This window comes from Lentzea sp. NPDC020367 (genome assembly GCF_044387305.1).
GTDB lineage: Bacteria > Actinomycetota > Actinomycetes > Mycobacteriales > Pseudonocardiaceae > Lentzea.
In genome coordinates this window covers 187338-201456 of record NZ_JBIRVV010000008.1, presented here as the reverse complement: position 1 = coordinate 201456, position 14119 = coordinate 187338, and the positions used below count along the sequence as shown (strand labels likewise).

The following is a 14119-nucleotide window of genomic DNA, read 5'->3' as shown; positions in this document are numbered from 1 at the left end:
ACGTGACATGCCACGGATGGTTGCGCGCGGGTACAGCCTGTCGGGTCAAAAGCAGGCCCACGTCACCCGCCAGAGCGGGCGACATCGCCCGATCAGGTCCAGAAGACCGCGATGCCCACGTTCAGCACGACCAGCGACGCGGCGGTCGGCAGCAGCCAGGACGGGGCCTTCGGCTTGCTGACGTTGATCGCCACGACGGCGGCGATGGCCACGACGACCAGCAGCTTCACACCGATCTTGACGTGGTCGTACTTCACGGAGTCGACCAGCGGGTCGATGGCCACCAGCGCGACACCGGTCAGCAGCTGCAGCGCCGCGCCGTGCAACCAGCCCTTGTTGACCGGGGCGTCCTTGCCGGCCCTGGCCTGCAACATGATCATCGCGACGAGCATGCCCATGCCGAGCAGGTGCAGGAACACCAGCAGCAGGCGTACGAACTCCACAGCGTTTTCCTTATCGACGTCGAGTGGCCAGGAATCCCCGCACGCCCAGCACGCCGATGACGGTGCCGAACACGAGCGAGGCGATCACGAGCACCAGGTGGACCGTGAAGAACGCGGTAGGTCCGTCGCTGAACGAACGGGGGTCCTTCCAGATGTTCTTCAGGAAAGTGGGCCAGATCACCCACGACCACAGTCCGAAAGCCACCAGGAAGAGTGACATCGGGCGCGAGAGCTTCACGTTCCCCAGTATCAGACGTGGCGCGTGCAAGCCGCTAAACGGGGGTGGATAGCCTGAACGTGTGCCCTTCCCAAAACGGCTCATCGTCGCCCTGGTCCTAGCAACGGCCACCGCCGCGTTCGCCGCACCGACGAGCACCGCACAGCAGGCCGCCGGCTCGGCTCAGTGTGAGAACCGCGAGACGCCGCCTCCACCGGTGGACACGTCCGAACAGCCGGCGCCCGGTCAGAAGGCCCCGCTGGCGCTCGAGGTGCCGGAGAAGCCCGTCGGTGGCGACCGGCTGGGCGAGTGCGGCCTGATCCTGCCGCCGAACTCCGGCCAGCCGCCCAGCGGCATCACCGCCGCGTCGTGGCTGCTCGCGGACATGGACAGCGGCGCGGTCATCGCCGCGTACGACCCGCACGGCCGTCAGCGTCCCGCCAGCGTCATCAAGGTGCTGCTCGCGATGGTCGTCGCCAAGGAACTGCGGGGCGACCTCGTCGTCACCGCCAGCGCCGAGGACACGCAGCAGGAATGCACCTGCGTGGGTCTCAAGGACGGCGGCCAGTACACGGTCCGCCAGCTGCTGCACGGCCTGCTGCTCACCTCGGGCAACGACGTGGCGCACACGCTGGCCCGTCAGCTCGGCGGCGTGCCGAACGCCCTGCGCAAGATGAACGCCATGGCCAAGGAGCTCGGCGCCCTCGACACCCGCGCCGTGACGCCGTCGGGCCTCGACGCCCCCGGCACCAGCACCTCGGCCTACGACGTCGGCCTGATCTTCCGCGGCGCGATGAAGTACGAGGAGTTCGCGACGGCCATCAAGCTGCAGCAGTCGCAGTTCCCCGGCCGCAACGGCGGCACGATCATGCTGCAGAACGACAACCGCCTGCTCACGAACTACGAGGGCGCGCTCGGCGGCAAGACCGGCTTCACCGACGACTCCCAGCACACCTACGTGGGCGCCGCCGAACGCAACGGCCGCCGTCTCGTCGTGGTGCTGCTCCGCGGCCAGCAGACGCCCACGCGCATCGACGCCCAGGCGTCGAAGCTGCTCGACTACGGCTTCTCCATGGGCCCCGGCGGCGTCGGCAAGCTCGTCGACGGCGCGCCGCAGCCGAAGCCGAAGGTCGTCCCCACCCAGGACAGCCCGGACGCGCAGGACGTGGCGGTCACCGACCCGCGCACCGGCCGCCCGACGCCGACCGCGTTCGGCACCGTCGGCCTGCCCATCACGGCCGTCGCGGTGCTCGGCCTGCTGGCCGGTCTGGTGCTCTTCATCCGCAGCAAGCGCGCCAAGGCGGCCAGGGCACGCCGCCAGGCCGCGCAGCAGGCGGCACAGGGCGTCTGAGACCCCCAAGAAGACGGCCCCAGCGCACGTGCGCTGGGGCCGTTCTCGTTCTGAACGCTACTTGCGGCGCCACCGGAAGCCGAGCAGCGCACCGGCCACCGCGCCTGCGCCGAGCATCAACGACGGTGACGGCCCGGACCGCACCGAGACCACGGGCTGAATCACCGCGGGTGGGGGTGCCTGCACGACCTCGGGCTCGCGGTTCTCCCTCGCGGTGGCCGTCCAGGCCGCGATGAACAGGATGAACTGCGCCACCAGGTTCGCGAACACCAGCACACCGATGACGGACCCGAACGCGGCCGAGGTCGGCGACTTGGTCGTGAACGACAGGAAGATCGTCGCCGTCTGCTTCAGGATCTCGAACCCGACCGCGCCGGCGAACGCCCCGCGAATCGCGCTGCGCCACCCGACGGGCTTGCGCGGCAACCGCGAGAGCACCCACAGGAACACGAGCCAGTTCGCGAGCAGCGACAGGATGATCGTGCCGATCCGCAGCAGGACGTGTGCCCAGCCGGCGTTCTCCAGCCCCATCCACCTCAGGATCAGCTCCGCGAACCCCGTGCCCACCGCCGTGATGCCGAACGACAGCACGATCGCGAGGCCCAGGCCGAGCAACGCCAGCAGGTCGCGCCACAGCGTGCCGAGGAACGGCAGTTCGCCCTTCGCCTGACCCCATTGCGCGGTCAGGGCGTCGCGGAGGTTGCTCATCCAGCCGAGACCGGAGTAGGCGGCACCGAGCAGACCGATGATGCCGACGGTGCCCTTGGACTCCAGAGCGGTGTCCACGGCCTCGTTGATCTGGGTGCGCAACTGCTGGTCCGGCACGGCCTCGGCGATGCTCCCCCGCAGCGACATCAGCAGATCCGGCTGCGACTGCAGCACGAAACCGGCGACCGCGAACCCGATCATCAGGATCGGCACGAGGGAGAGCACGCTGAAGTACGTGACCGCGGCGGCGTGCTGGGCGCCGTACCGCTGGTCGAAGCGCTCATACGCACGCATGATGTGATCGAGCCACGCGTACTTCTGCCGCCACTTGTCCACGCCCAAGACGCTAGTGCACTTGCACTACTCGGGCAGATCAGGCCAGCACGAAGCCGATCTTCTCGTACGTGCGGCGCAACGTGCCGGAAGCGACCTCACGGGCGCGTTCGGCACCGGCGGCCAGAATCTTGTCCAGCGACGCCACGTCGTCGAGGTACATCTTCACGCGTTCCTGCACCGGCGTGACCCACTCGGTGAAGACCTCGCCGAGGTCCTTCTTCAGGTCCCCGTAGCCCTTGCCGTCGTAGTCGGTGACCAGCGACTCGACCGTCCGGCCGGTCAGGGCCGAGTAGATCGTCAGCAGGTTCGAGACGCCCGGCTTGTTCTCGACGTCGAAGATGATCTCGCGACCGGTGTCGGTGACGGCGGAGCGGATCTTCTTGGCCGACCGCTTCGGGTCTTCGAGCAGCTCGACGACACCGCCGGGCACCGACTTGCTCATCTTCGCCGTCGGGTCCTGCAGGTCGAAGATCTTGGCCGTGTCCTTGACGATGTACGCCTCCGGCAGGCGGAACGTCTTGCCGTAGCGCGAGTTGAAGCGCGTCGCGAGGTCGCGGGTCAGCTCCAGGTGCTGGCGCTGGTCCTCGCCGACCGGCACGTAGTGCGCCTGGTACAGCAGGATGTCCGCGGCCTGCAGGATCGGGTACGTGAACAGGCCCACGCCGACGGACTGCTCCTGACGTGCGGACTTGTCCTTGAACTGCGTCATCCGCGACGCCTCGCCGAAGCCGGTCATGCACTGCATGACCCAGCCGAGCTGGGCGTGCTCCGGCACGTGCGACTGCACGAACAGGGTCGCCCGATCCGGGTCGATGCCCAGCGCGAGCAGCTGCGCGGCCGAGACGCGCGTGTTCTGACGCAGTTCCTTCGGGTTCTGCTCCACGGTGATCGCGTGCAGGTCGACGACGCAGTAGAACGCGTCGTGCGCTTCCTGCAACGCCACCCACTGCCGCACCGCACCCAGGTAGTTGCCGAGGTGGAACGACCCGGCCGTCGGCTGGATGCCGGACAGGACGCGGGGGCGCTTGACAGCCTCTACAGGCGCGTTCTCCGTGGACACGACCGAAATCTTCTCAGACCCGGCTCGATCAGTTCTGCGCGGAGTCCTGCTGGACCAGGTCGATGCGCTGGTTGGCCGCGACGACCGGAGCGGGCTTGCGCCGCTTCACCAGGCCGTACACCAGACCACCCACGCCCGCCGTCACCGCGATCAGACCCACGGGACCGGCAGCGGTGCCGGTCATGCTGCTTTCGACCGCAGCGCTCAGAACCAGACTCATGCCGTGCACTTGCCGAGCCTCCCCAAGGCACAGATCCACCCCGGAACGGGTGAACCTTGCTGACTGATTGGCCGCCAAGCTACCGATCGCCGGTAGCGTCGATGCGCCGAATCAGACTATCGGTCACTCGTGATCAGATAGCACTCGCCCATATGTCGTAGTCCGCTGACGGGCGTTACGCCCTGCGAGCGAAGCCAGGGATTCGAGCTCACGCACAGTACGCGCCGAGCCGTGTTCGGACCCGGCCATGCGGCTGATGGTCTCCTCCATCAACGTGCCGCCGATGTCGTTCGCGCCGCCGTTGAGGATCTCCGCGGTGCCCTCGTCGCCGAGCTTCACCCATGAGCACTGGATGTTGTCGACGCGCCCGTGCAGCGCCAACCGTGCGAACGCGTGCACGGCACGGTTGTCGCGGCGGGTGGGGCCGGGGCGGGCGACTCCTGCCAGGTAGATCGGGGCGTTGCGGTGCACGAACGGCAGCGCGACGAACTCGGTGAGCCCGCCCGTGCGGTCCTGGAGCTTCGCGAGCACGCGGAAGTGCGTGAGCCAGTGGCCGGGGTGGTCCACGTGGCCGTACATCATCGTGCTGGACGAACGAATGCCCAGCTCATGGGCCGTCCCGACGACGTCGAGCCAGGTCGCGGTCGGCAGCTTGCCCTTGGTGAGCACCCAGCGCACGTCGTCGTCGAGGATCTCGGCCGCCGTGCCGGGAATCGTGTCGAGACCGGCTTCCCTGAGCTCGGTCAGCCACTCGCGCACGCTCACGCCGGCCTTCGCCGCGGCGGAGACGATCTCCATCGGGCTGAACGCGTGGACGTGCATCTGCGGAATGCGCTTCTTGATCGCGCGCACGACGTCGGCGTAGTAGGTCACCGGCAGCTTGGGGTCGATGCCGCCCTGCATGCAGACCTCGGTGGCGCCGTCGTCCCACGCCTCCTGCGCGCGGTCGGCGACCTCCTCCGCGGACAGCCGGAACGCGTCGGCGTCGCGCTCGCGCTGGGCGAAAGCGCAGAAACGGCAACCGACGTAGCAGACGTTGGAGAAGTTGATGTTCCGGTTGACGACGTAGGTGACGTCGTCGCCGACCACCTCGCGCCGCAGGTCGTCGGCCAGGCGGGTCATCACCTCGAGCGCGTCACCGTCGGCCGTCAGCAGCGCCATCGCGGCCTCGGTGTCCTCGAGCAACGCGGCCGGGTCGTTCTCGGCGATCTTCAGTCCACGTTGGACGTCGTCGGGAAGTCGTTGCGGGGCAACGGGGATCTTCAGCTCGTCCCAGTCGCCGTAGACCTCGTCGAAGTCGCCGCGGCGGTCGTTAGTGCGGCCTTCGGTGTCGATCGAGGTGTTGAGGTCCGCGCGTCCGTAGGTGTCGGTCCCGCCGTCCGGTTCCTGCCACTCGCGACCGACCACCTCGGCGTCCGGGTTCGCGAGGCCGCTTTCCAGTGCCAGCGCGGAAACGTGCGCGGTGAGCCGGGTGTCGATCCACTGCCCGACCGTCGCGCGGACGAAGCGCGGGTAGACGTTCAGCCGTTCCTGCAAGGAGAAACCGGCCTGTGCGGTGATCTCCGCGAGCTGGTCGACCTGGGGCCACGGCTTCTCGGGGTTCACGTGGTCGGGCGTGATCGGCGAGACGCCGCCCCAGTCGTCGACGCCCGCGCGCAGCATGAGGTCGAACTCGCCGCCGACCAGGTTCGGCGGCGCCTGCACGCTCACGGTCGACGGCATCACCAGGCGTGCCACGGCGATCGTGGCCGCGAGCTCGGTCAGGTCGGCGTCGGGCATGCCGCGCATCGCCGTGTCCGGCTTGGCGCGGAAGTTCTGGATGATGACTTCCTGGATGTGCCCGTACTGCTTGGCGATCTGCCGCATCGCGAGCAACGACTCGGCGCGCTCGGCGATGGTCTCGCCGATGCCGATCAGGATTCCGGTGGTGAACGGGACGTTCACGCGGCCGGCGTCGGTGAGGACGCGCAGCCGGACGGCGGGATCCTTGTCGGGGCTGCCGTAGTGCGGGCCGCCCTTCTCGCTCCACAGCCGTTCGGCCGTGGTCTCGAGCATCATGCCCATGCTGGACGCGACGGGCCGCAGCCGCGTCAGTTCCTCCCAGCTCAGCACGCCGGGGTTGAGGTGCGGCAGCAGCCCGGTCTCCTCCAGCACCGCGATGGCACTGGCCCGCACGTAGTCCAAAGTGGACTCGTACCCGCGTGCCTCCAGCCACTCCTTCGCGGCGGGCCAGCGGTCCTCCGGCCGGTCGCCGAGCGTGAAGAGGGCTTCCTTGCAACCTTGGGCGGCCCCGGCCCGTGCGATCGCCAGCACCTCGTCGCGTTCGAGGAACGCCGCGGGCACCTTGTGCGGCACGGTCGCGAACGTGCAGTAGTGGCACCGGTCGCGGCACAGCCTGGTCAGCGGGATGAACACCGACCGGCTGTACGTGACGATCCCCGCCCGCCCCTCGGCGAGCAGGTGCGCGTCCCGCACCTTGCCCGCCGCTGTCAGCAACGCTTCCAGGTCGTCCTCACGCGCGTGGAGCAGCACGGAGGCTTCGGTCGCGTCGAGCACCGCACCGTCGGCGGCCCGGCGAAGCGCACGCCGCATGGCCGCCGCACTCGGACGGGGCTGAGGTGGGGTTAGCGAGATGTCCACTGCCACGTCAACGACCTTAGGCCGCCGAAATTCCTGATCAGGTGTGACTGGCTGTGGGACATCCCACTCAGCGGACGGCGACGAGCAGCTCCGTGTTCCGGTCGAGCGGTGTGCCCAGCGGGTTCGTCCGCGAGTGGATGTCGTTGTAGGTGAACTCCCGGCACAGGCTCGCGAGCCCGGTGTCGCTGCGGTCGTCGTAGTCGACCTGGTAGGGCGCATCGGCTTCGAGCAAGGTCGTGAACAGCGACAACGTGCCGTCGCCGTTGTCCGCGACCTCGATCACGCGGGCGTGCTGCGGGTAGTCGACGTGCGCGGCGGTGTTGATCTCCCAGAAGCTTCTGCCGGGTGTGTCGTGCCGGTGCGGCGTGATCACGTTGCGGTGCGTGTGGCCGTTGACCCACGCCAGCACGTTCGGAAAGCGGTGCAGGAGATTCACGAGCGCGTCGCCGTTCATCCGCGGGTCGAGCGGCCGGCGCTTGTCCGGCAGAACGTTGCCCATCGTCGTGCTCGTGTGGTGACTGAAGAGCACGAACAGCTCGTCGGTGACGTTCTGCCGTTGCGGCAAGCCCAGCCAGTCGTAGTAGAGCGAGCTGTTGCGCCTGAGGGTCTTCTCGATCCAGTTGAGCTGATGCAGCCCTATCGAGCCCGTGGAGAACCCTGCGAGGTTCGTGGTGTCCATGCTGATGCCCGTGACACCAGGCGCCATCCGGAACGTGTAGAAGACGTCCACGCCATCCGCGTTGGCGTCCGTGTAGCCGTGCCCACCTGACGGCAGATGCTTGCGCACGAACTCACCGGTGTCGAACAGCCTCCGACGGCTGTCCGGCGTCACGGTGCGGACGACGCCGCCACTCGCGAGGATGGCCATCGCTTCCGGGATGGCCTTGGGATCGTTGAACGCCTGCGCGACCTTGGCGTTCTGCACGGGGTCTCCGAACCCGACGATCTTCTTGCGTCCCGTGTACCAGCTGTCGAGCAGCCCGTCCGGCAGAGCACCGACCACGCTGTCGTCGTGGTTGCCGATCGTGGAGTACCAGGGGATGTTCAGGCCAGGGCTGGTGAACTCGCGGACGGCCGCGTCGAGCAACCCGGTGAGCTGCGGGAAACCCTTTGCCTTGTAGTCGTCGCCGCCGCTGAGGTCGGGCTGCCAGAACGTGCTGATGCCCGCGTTCTGCACGCCTTCGTACCGCGCGTCGCCGGTGTTCGGGGTGATGCGGCCGCCGTTGAGGATCGTGAGGAACCAGTCGAGCTCGACGTTCTCGTGGTTGTCGGTGTTGTCCCCGGTCGTCATGAGGAAGTCGAACGGCCTGCCGGTCAACGGCCCTTGGCGGACGGCGTTGACGCGACGGACGAGTGAGGTGGAGCCCTGCGTGGTGAGCGCTTCCTGCGGCCGGTGCGCGCTGGAGCCCATGATCGGGTGCAGGTACTCGAACCGGAGCGGACTCTGGGCGTCGCAGATGTGCATGTCGCTGAACTGCACGAAGCTGGCGAGCGCTCGCCGCCTGGCTTCCCGCTTGGGTTTCGCGGCGATGAGGTCGCCGCGCACGACCGTCGGCCAGCCCGGACCCGCGGCGAGCCTGCGATAGCCGCTGGTGCCGATCGGCGCGGCCGTGACGTCGAGCGTGGTGCCCGCCGTGGACGCAAACGCTTGGCGGTCGAGGAGCGGGACGCCTGCGGCACCCACACCCATCGCCAGGAGGAACGAACGCCGGTTGAAGCCTGTCATGAGCCGCCCCCGATTCATCGATGGTGAATCGTGTTCATATTCGGGGAACGGGTGGGTGGAATCGAGCCGTCAGGTGGGCGACAAGAGCGATAAAGGCTGTTCGGGCTGGGTCAGTCGGAGTACTCGACGGTGACCGGGGCGTGGTCCGACCAGCGCTCGGCGTACGTCGCCGCCCGCTCCACCACCGCGGTCCGAGCCCGAGCCGCCAGCCCGTCCGTCGCGACCTGGTAGTCGATGCGCCAGCCCGATGTCTAGGGTTCTACTAACCGAACGGTTCGCCGACCGGGAGGCACCTTGGCCATAGCACCCACGAGCCGCGTGAAGCACCATCCGCCTCGACTCCAGCTAATGACCGCCCGCGTCCAGACGAGGCTTTGACCCGAGCAGAAGAAGATCTTGAAGAGACCGAAGCGGTGCGCGTCAAAGGAACGGTGACGATGCCTGAGTACCGCGTGGTTTTGTGCCCTCGTCGGCCCACCCTGAGGATGTGGATGCAGGCCTTGCCGCCGTCCTCACAGATGTGATCAACGAGCACGTCAGGTTCGGCTGGAGCTTTGTGTCCTTCACCCCATCCCACCATCAAGCAGGCGCGTTCGTGACGTTCGTGGCAGTGGTTGAAGCCTGAGCGGATCTCCGCCACGGCAGGCGGAACCGCCCACGAGATTTCTCAGGCAACGCAACAGGTTCAGTCGCCAACCCGGCTAGTTCGGCGCGGTAGACATCGCGAAGTTGACTCATGGCGATTTGAACTTGAGTGGTGTCGACAGGAGGACCAGGACACCAGGCAGGCCCTATCGCTCGGGTCATCTCAGTTTCACGAGCCGCCTCCCACGCTCGGTGGTGGAAATGAGTCAGAGCGACCAAAGCCTTCTTGGTCACTTCGTCAGCAGCATCTGAGCACACCAACTCAACGGTTGTCAGGGCACTGTTCGCCTGCGCCATGTGTTCTGAGAACGCAATCACCCGTGGCCTGGGTTCCTCTGGGAATGTCACCCATAGCACGACATCACGCAAGGTGCGGTGCCACTCGTTCAACACCGTCAGCGCCTCGGTGAACGCCGTCTTCTGCAGGTCGAACTGCCGCTGTTGGCGCTCCTGCGCCCACTTGAGCTGATCACGCTGAAACTCTCGCCGGTTGGTGAGCCACTGAGTCACCCACACGCCGATCAGTGCCGCTAGTGCACCGATGAGAGCAGACCAGACAGGAGCCATGTCGGCAGGCTAGGGCTTGGGGTAGTCGAACGTGCACGTCACGGGAGCATGATCGGACCATCGTTCCTGGTAGGTGGCCGCACGCTCAACGACCGCACTCGTCGCCGAGTTGGCAATCCCGTCAGTCGCCACGACGTAGTCGATCCGCCAGCCCGAGTCGTTGTCGAAGGCCTTGCCGCGGTACGACCACCACGAGTACGGCCCGACCACATCCGGGTGCAAAGAGCGCATCACGTCGTTGTAGCCCGACGCGAACACGGACGTGAGCCACTCCCGCTCGTACGGCAGGAAGCCGGACTCCTTCTGATTCGTCTTCCAGTTCTTCAGGTCTGCCTGCTGGTGCGCGATGTTCCAGTCGCCGCACACGAGCACCTCACGGCCCGATACGGCCGCCTTCTCCCGCAACGACACCAGGTACGGCAGGAAGGCCGCCATGAAGCGGTCCTTCTCGTCCTGCTTCTCGGTGCCGACGTCGCCGGACGGCAGGTAGAGCGACGCCACGACGACGCCGGGCAGTTCGATCTCCACGTAGCGGCCGCTCGCCTCGAACTCGGCGGTGCCGAAGCCGATGCGGACCGAGGTGGGCTCTACGCGCGAGAGGATGCCCACGCCTGCGCGGCCCTTCAAGGACGACGGGGCGTACACGCCGTGCCAGCCCTCGGGCGAGTGGACGTCAGGGGTCAGCTCGGCTGGTTCGGCGCGGACTTCCTGCAGGCACACCACATCCGCGGAAGTCGAGGCGAGCCACGAGAGGTAGCCCTTCTTCGCGGCGGCGCGCAGACCGTTGACGTTGACCGTGGAGACCGTGAGCACGACGGGGGAGCCTACTGGGAGGCCAGGCCCCAGGGCTTCGGGTACTCGGCGCCGCAGCCGGCGCAGTGCGCGGTCAGGTCGAGGTAGCCGACGAGGGTGGCCATCTCGTCGCGCGGCAGGGCTAGCTGGCGCTGGCCGTCGATCTCGGTGTAGAGGCCCTGCCACTCGGGGTCGCAGGAGCACTGCGTGACGCCCTTGGCTCTGCCCCACCGAAACATGTTCCGCAGCATGCCCGCAAGTTTGCCACACGCCACCGAAGTCGTTGCCCAATGCAAAGCCGCAGTTCGGTGAGAACGAACTGTTGAAACCGACCACTTGAGCGTGCGGATCATCGGAAGACATTCTTTTGGCGGGCCCAGGAAATCTCCCCGAAGCACGAAAGCACCAAGGAGAAGCAATGAACTCGATCAAGGGTGTTCTCGCCGGTCTCGCCGCCACCGCCGTGCTGTTCGGTGGTGCCGCCCAGGCTTTCGCCGCGCCGGCGCCGGCTCAGTCGGCCGAGGTGTCCGCGGACCTGACCGGCGAGGTCGTCGCGGTCGTCAAGGGCAAGTCCATCAAGGTCAGGGTCGACGCCTCGACCACGGTGGACGTGGACTACGACTTCGTGAAGACCATCATCTCCGGTGAGCTGGAGGTCGGCGCGAGCGTCGACGTCAAGGGGCTGAAGCTGGGCGGCAAGATCTTCGCGCTGGGCATCATCGTGCTCAAGTAGGACGAGCGGAAAAGGCCGGCGCCGCCCTCACGCGCCGGCCTTTTCCAACGCGGCGGCCAGATCTCGCCGCCCGGAGATCCCCAGTTTTCGATAGACGCGGGTCAGGTGCAGTTCAACGGCCCGTGGCGTCACGAACAACTCCGCCGCGATTTGCCGGTTCGTCAGTCCGTGCACCGCGCGCCGCGCGATGTGTTGCTCCTGCGCGGTGAGCACCGAACCCGACGGCACGCGCGCCGGACGTCCGCCGGCCGCGCGCAGTTCCCGTGCCGCGAGGCCCATCAACGGGATCGCGCCGCACCTCTTCGCCACGTCGTGGCCCTGCCGCAACGCCGCCAGCGCCTCCGGGCCGCGGCCGAGCGACCGCAGCACCACTCCCCAGTCGATCAACGCCCGTGCCAGTTCCAGCCGGGCCGGAGTGCCGCGCAACGCCGACACGGCCTCCTCCAGCAGCAGAACATCCGACGCCACGACACCGGCGACCCTCGCGGAAACCCCGATCGGCACGGCGAGACCCCAGTCGCGCGCCAGTTCCAGCTCCTGGAAAGCCAAGCGGAAAGCCTGATCCCGCTCCCCCAACGCCAAGTGCGCCAACGCCGCGTGCGAGCGCCACGGTTGCAACGACGGATTGCGCGCACCACGGCGTTCCATCCGCTGACCGCACAAGAGGTGGTCGCGCAACGCCGAAGCCGGATCTCCCGAAGCCATGTGCAGACGGCCGCGCTGGTGCAGCAACGCGTTGTAGTGCGAGTACTCGGGCACGTCACCGTCGAGCGAGCGCTCGCGCACGAGCCGCGACGCCGACGCCGTGTCGCCCGTGTCCACCCACACGCCGGCCAGCCCGGCGACGGACACCACGATGTTGCCGTCCTGCCCCGCGCCCACCGAGTCCAGCCGTGCCAGCGACGCCAGGCCGAGTTGTTCCGCCACGGCCAACGAACCCAGCCGGCGCGCCACGTGACACCGCAGCCCCTGCACCAGAGCCGCGCACAGGGCGAGATCGCGTTCGGACGTCACCCGTAGCGCCTCCTCGCACTGCCGGTCCGCCAGCTCGTACTCGTCGATCCCGAGCAACGCCACGATCATGTGCGCGAACGAGAACTGGTCGATCAGGTCCCGCCCGACGTGCAACGGCAGCGCGGCCTGCACGCGACGCCGCGTCTCACCGGGGTTCGCGCCGATCGTCGCGCCCCGATAAGCCAGCAGGGTGTTCAAGAAACGCGCGTTGCGGGCCGAGGTCATGCGCGAACCGAGCAACCGCGCGATCCGCGTCTCCACCTCGCTGGAGAAGAACGACTCCTCCAACCCCAGCGACAGCGCGTACAGGTCCAGCCGCTGAGCCAGATCCGGATCCGCACCGCAGACGCGCGCGATCACCGACTCGACCTTCGCGACCGCGTCCCGGTACAGCCGCCGCCCGGCCAGGTCGTAGGCGAGCAGCAACGCCATCCGCCCCTCGGCCGGCACGTCCATCGACGCACCCGCGGCCTTGTGCAACGACGCGCGAGCCGCGCCGGGATCGACCAACGACTGCGCCTCGCTCAGCTCGACCAGCACCTCGCCGCGCAGGTCGTCCGGCAGCGGTTCGCGCAAAAGCCTGCGCAGACAGGCGATCGCTCTGTCCGAAGTGGACTTCCGGGCCGCCGCGCGCAGCACGTCCCGCACCCACTCCTGCCCGATCGGCGCGGCCTCGAGCAAATGCGCCGCCACGACGTCGACGGACGCCTGGTCGTCGTACCGGAACCGGGCGGCTCGCGCGTGGATCGCCGCCCGGTCCAACGATGTCGTGCTCTGCGCCAACGTCGACAGCACCATCGGCACGCCCGCGAAACCCAAGCCGCCCAACGCCCGTGACGCGTCCACGGCGTCAGCAGGAGCCAGCCCGGCCGCCGCACCAGCCAGCGCCAGATCGGCCTCGCCGAGCACGGCGAACGCCCGCGCCAGCGCCACGACCGAGGAGCCGGCAGACGACAGCCTCGCGACCAGTTCGCCGGCACGTTCCCCTAGGTCACGAGGACGCAGACCGAGCAGGTACGGGTTGCCGCCGGTCGCCACCCGCCAGTCGGCGACGACCTCGTCGGTGACCCCGGAAGCGAAGAGCGTCCTCAGAAACCGCGCACACCCCGCCTGGTCAAGACCGACGAGCCGGACGCGAACGGCGTCACCGACGACCTCGCGCAGCAACGGCGCGTCGACCACGAACCCCCGCGTCACCACGAGGACGACCGGCAGGTCGCTCAGCCGCCTTCGCAGGTAGGACAGGAACTTCAACGACGGCGCGTCGGCCAGCTCCACGTCGTCGACGGCCAGCAGCACAGGAGAGCCGAGGGACATCTTGCGAACCAGCCGGTGCAGCCGGTGCATCGCCGCCTGATCGGCGTCCCCCGCCAGGATCGCGTCGGCTTCGCTCTCGAAGAGCTGCGCCACCACACCGAAGCGGAACCCGGACTCCGAGGCGGAGCACTGTGCGCGGAAGACCTGGAAGCCCAGCTCACGAGCGATCCGCACGGTTTCGGCGAGCACCGTCGACTTGCCCGTGCCCGCGCTGCCCTCGACGCACACGACAGCGGGAGCGGCCTCCAGCGCCTCGCGCACCACCGTCAGTTCGCGCCTGCGGTCGGACACCGCGGAACTCGCGACCGCCACCGGAGACGTCCCTTCGCCGCACGCACTTCGAACACGTG

13 protein-coding genes and 1 pseudogene are annotated in these 14119 nt (G+C 68.1%); 2 read left to right on the top strand and 12 right to left on the bottom strand.

Going from position 1 to position 14119, the window contains the following annotated elements:
- Nucleotides 1-92: 92 nt before the first annotated feature.
- A complete protein-coding gene (locus tag ACH413_RS31635; protein ID WP_319975046.1) occupies nt 93-443 on the bottom strand; it encodes a hypothetical protein in 351 nt (116 codons plus the stop codon).
- 10 nt (nt 444-453) lie between these two features.
- Nucleotides 454-681 carry an SCO4848 family membrane protein gene (locus tag ACH413_RS31630; RefSeq protein WP_360044416.1) on the bottom strand — a complete coding sequence of 76 codons (228 nt, stop codon included), beginning with the start codon at nt 679-681 and terminating at the stop codon, nt 454-456.
- Between the two features lie 61 nt (nt 682-742).
- Between ACH413_RS31630 and ACH413_RS31625 the strand changes: the two genes are divergently transcribed.
- Nucleotides 743-2011: a D-alanyl-D-alanine carboxypeptidase family protein gene (locus tag ACH413_RS31625; RefSeq protein WP_360044419.1), complete on the top strand. Its 1269-nt coding sequence runs from the start codon at nt 743-745 to the stop codon at nt 2009-2011.
- 57 nt (nt 2012-2068) lie between these two features.
- Here the strand turns inward: ACH413_RS31625 and yhjD are convergent, their stop codons facing one another.
- The 9 genes and pseudogenes from yhjD to ACH413_RS31580 form a co-directional block, all read right to left on the bottom strand.
- The gene (gene yhjD / locus ACH413_RS31620; protein WP_360044422.1) at nt 2069-3055 is read right to left on the bottom strand and encodes an inner membrane protein YhjD; all 987 of its coding nucleotides are present in this window, start codon (nt 3053-3055) and stop codon (nt 2069-2071) included.
- Between the two features lie 37 nt (nt 3056-3092).
- Nucleotides 3093-4115, bottom strand: a complete 1023-nt coding sequence (gene trpS / locus ACH413_RS31615) for a tryptophan--tRNA ligase (protein ID WP_360044425.1) — start codon at nt 4113-4115, stop codon at nt 3093-3095.
- 28 nt (nt 4116-4143) lie between these two features.
- Nucleotides 4144-4335, bottom strand: coding sequence for a hypothetical protein (locus tag ACH413_RS31610; RefSeq protein WP_093591525.1), 192 nt, complete (start codon nt 4333-4335; stop codon nt 4144-4146).
- 123 nt (nt 4336-4458) lie between these two features.
- Nucleotides 4459-6981, bottom strand: a complete 2523-nt coding sequence (locus ACH413_RS31605; protein ID WP_360044429.1) for a bifunctional FO biosynthesis protein CofGH — start codon at nt 6979-6981, stop codon at nt 4459-4461.
- Nucleotides 6982-7042: 61 nt separating this feature from the next.
- A complete protein-coding gene (locus ACH413_RS31600) occupies nt 7043-8701 on the bottom strand; it encodes a TIGR03767 family metallophosphoesterase (RefSeq protein WP_360044432.1) in 1659 nt (552 codons plus the stop codon).
- Between the two features lie 110 nt (nt 8702-8811).
- Nucleotides 8812-8949: pseudogene (locus ACH413_RS31595) on the bottom strand (exodeoxyribonuclease III); the annotation flags it as partial.
- Nucleotides 8950-9280: 331 nt separating this feature from the next.
- Entirely contained in the window at nt 9281-9913 is a 633-nt protein-coding gene (locus ACH413_RS31590) for a hypothetical protein (protein ID WP_360044435.1), read from the bottom strand.
- A 9-nt stretch (nt 9914-9922) separates the two neighbouring features.
- Nucleotides 9923-10726 carry an exodeoxyribonuclease III gene (locus tag ACH413_RS31585; RefSeq protein WP_360044438.1) on the bottom strand — a complete coding sequence of 268 codons (804 nt, stop codon included), beginning with the start codon at nt 10724-10726 and terminating at the stop codon, nt 9923-9925.
- 11 nt (nt 10727-10737) lie between these two features.
- Nucleotides 10738-10956, bottom strand: a complete 219-nt coding sequence (locus tag ACH413_RS31580) for a hypothetical protein (RefSeq protein ID WP_319975036.1) — start codon at nt 10954-10956, stop codon at nt 10738-10740.
- Nucleotides 10957-11123: 167 nt separating this feature from the next.
- Here ACH413_RS31580 and ACH413_RS31575 point away from each other — a divergent pair, with 167 nt between their 5' ends.
- The gene (locus tag ACH413_RS31575; protein ID WP_360044441.1) at nt 11124-11438 is read left to right on the top strand and encodes a hypothetical protein; all 315 of its coding nucleotides are present in this window, start codon (nt 11124-11126) and stop codon (nt 11436-11438) included.
- 27 nt (nt 11439-11465) lie between these two features.
- On the opposite strand, the gene ACH413_RS31570 is transcribed toward ACH413_RS31575, so the two are convergent.
- Nucleotides 11466-14081, bottom strand: coding sequence for a LuxR family transcriptional regulator (locus ACH413_RS31570; protein WP_360044444.1), 2616 nt, complete (start codon nt 14079-14081; stop codon nt 11466-11468).
- Nucleotides 14082-14119: the final 38 nt, after the last annotated feature.

Excerpts from the sequence above, each read along its gene's own strand:
- ACH413_RS31575 (WP_360044441.1), top strand. The coding sequence starts at position 11,124 with ATGAACTCGATCAAGGGTGTTCTCGCCGGTCTCGCCGCCACCGCCGTG.
- ACH413_RS31600 (WP_360044432.1), bottom strand. The coding sequence starts at position 8,701 with ATGACAGGCTTCAACCGGCGTTCGTTCCTCCTGGCGATGGGTGTGGGT.
- ACH413_RS31590 (WP_360044435.1), bottom strand. The coding sequence starts at position 9,913 with ATGGCTCCTGTCTGGTCTGCTCTCATCGGTGCACTAGCGGCACTGATC.
- ACH413_RS31580 (WP_319975036.1), bottom strand. The coding sequence starts at position 10,956 with ATGCTGCGGAACATGTTTCGGTGGGGCAGAGCCAAGGGCGTCACGCAG.
- ACH413_RS31610 (WP_093591525.1), bottom strand. The coding sequence starts at position 4,335 with ATGAGTCTGGTTCTGAGCGCTGCGGTCGAAAGCAGCATGACCGGCACC.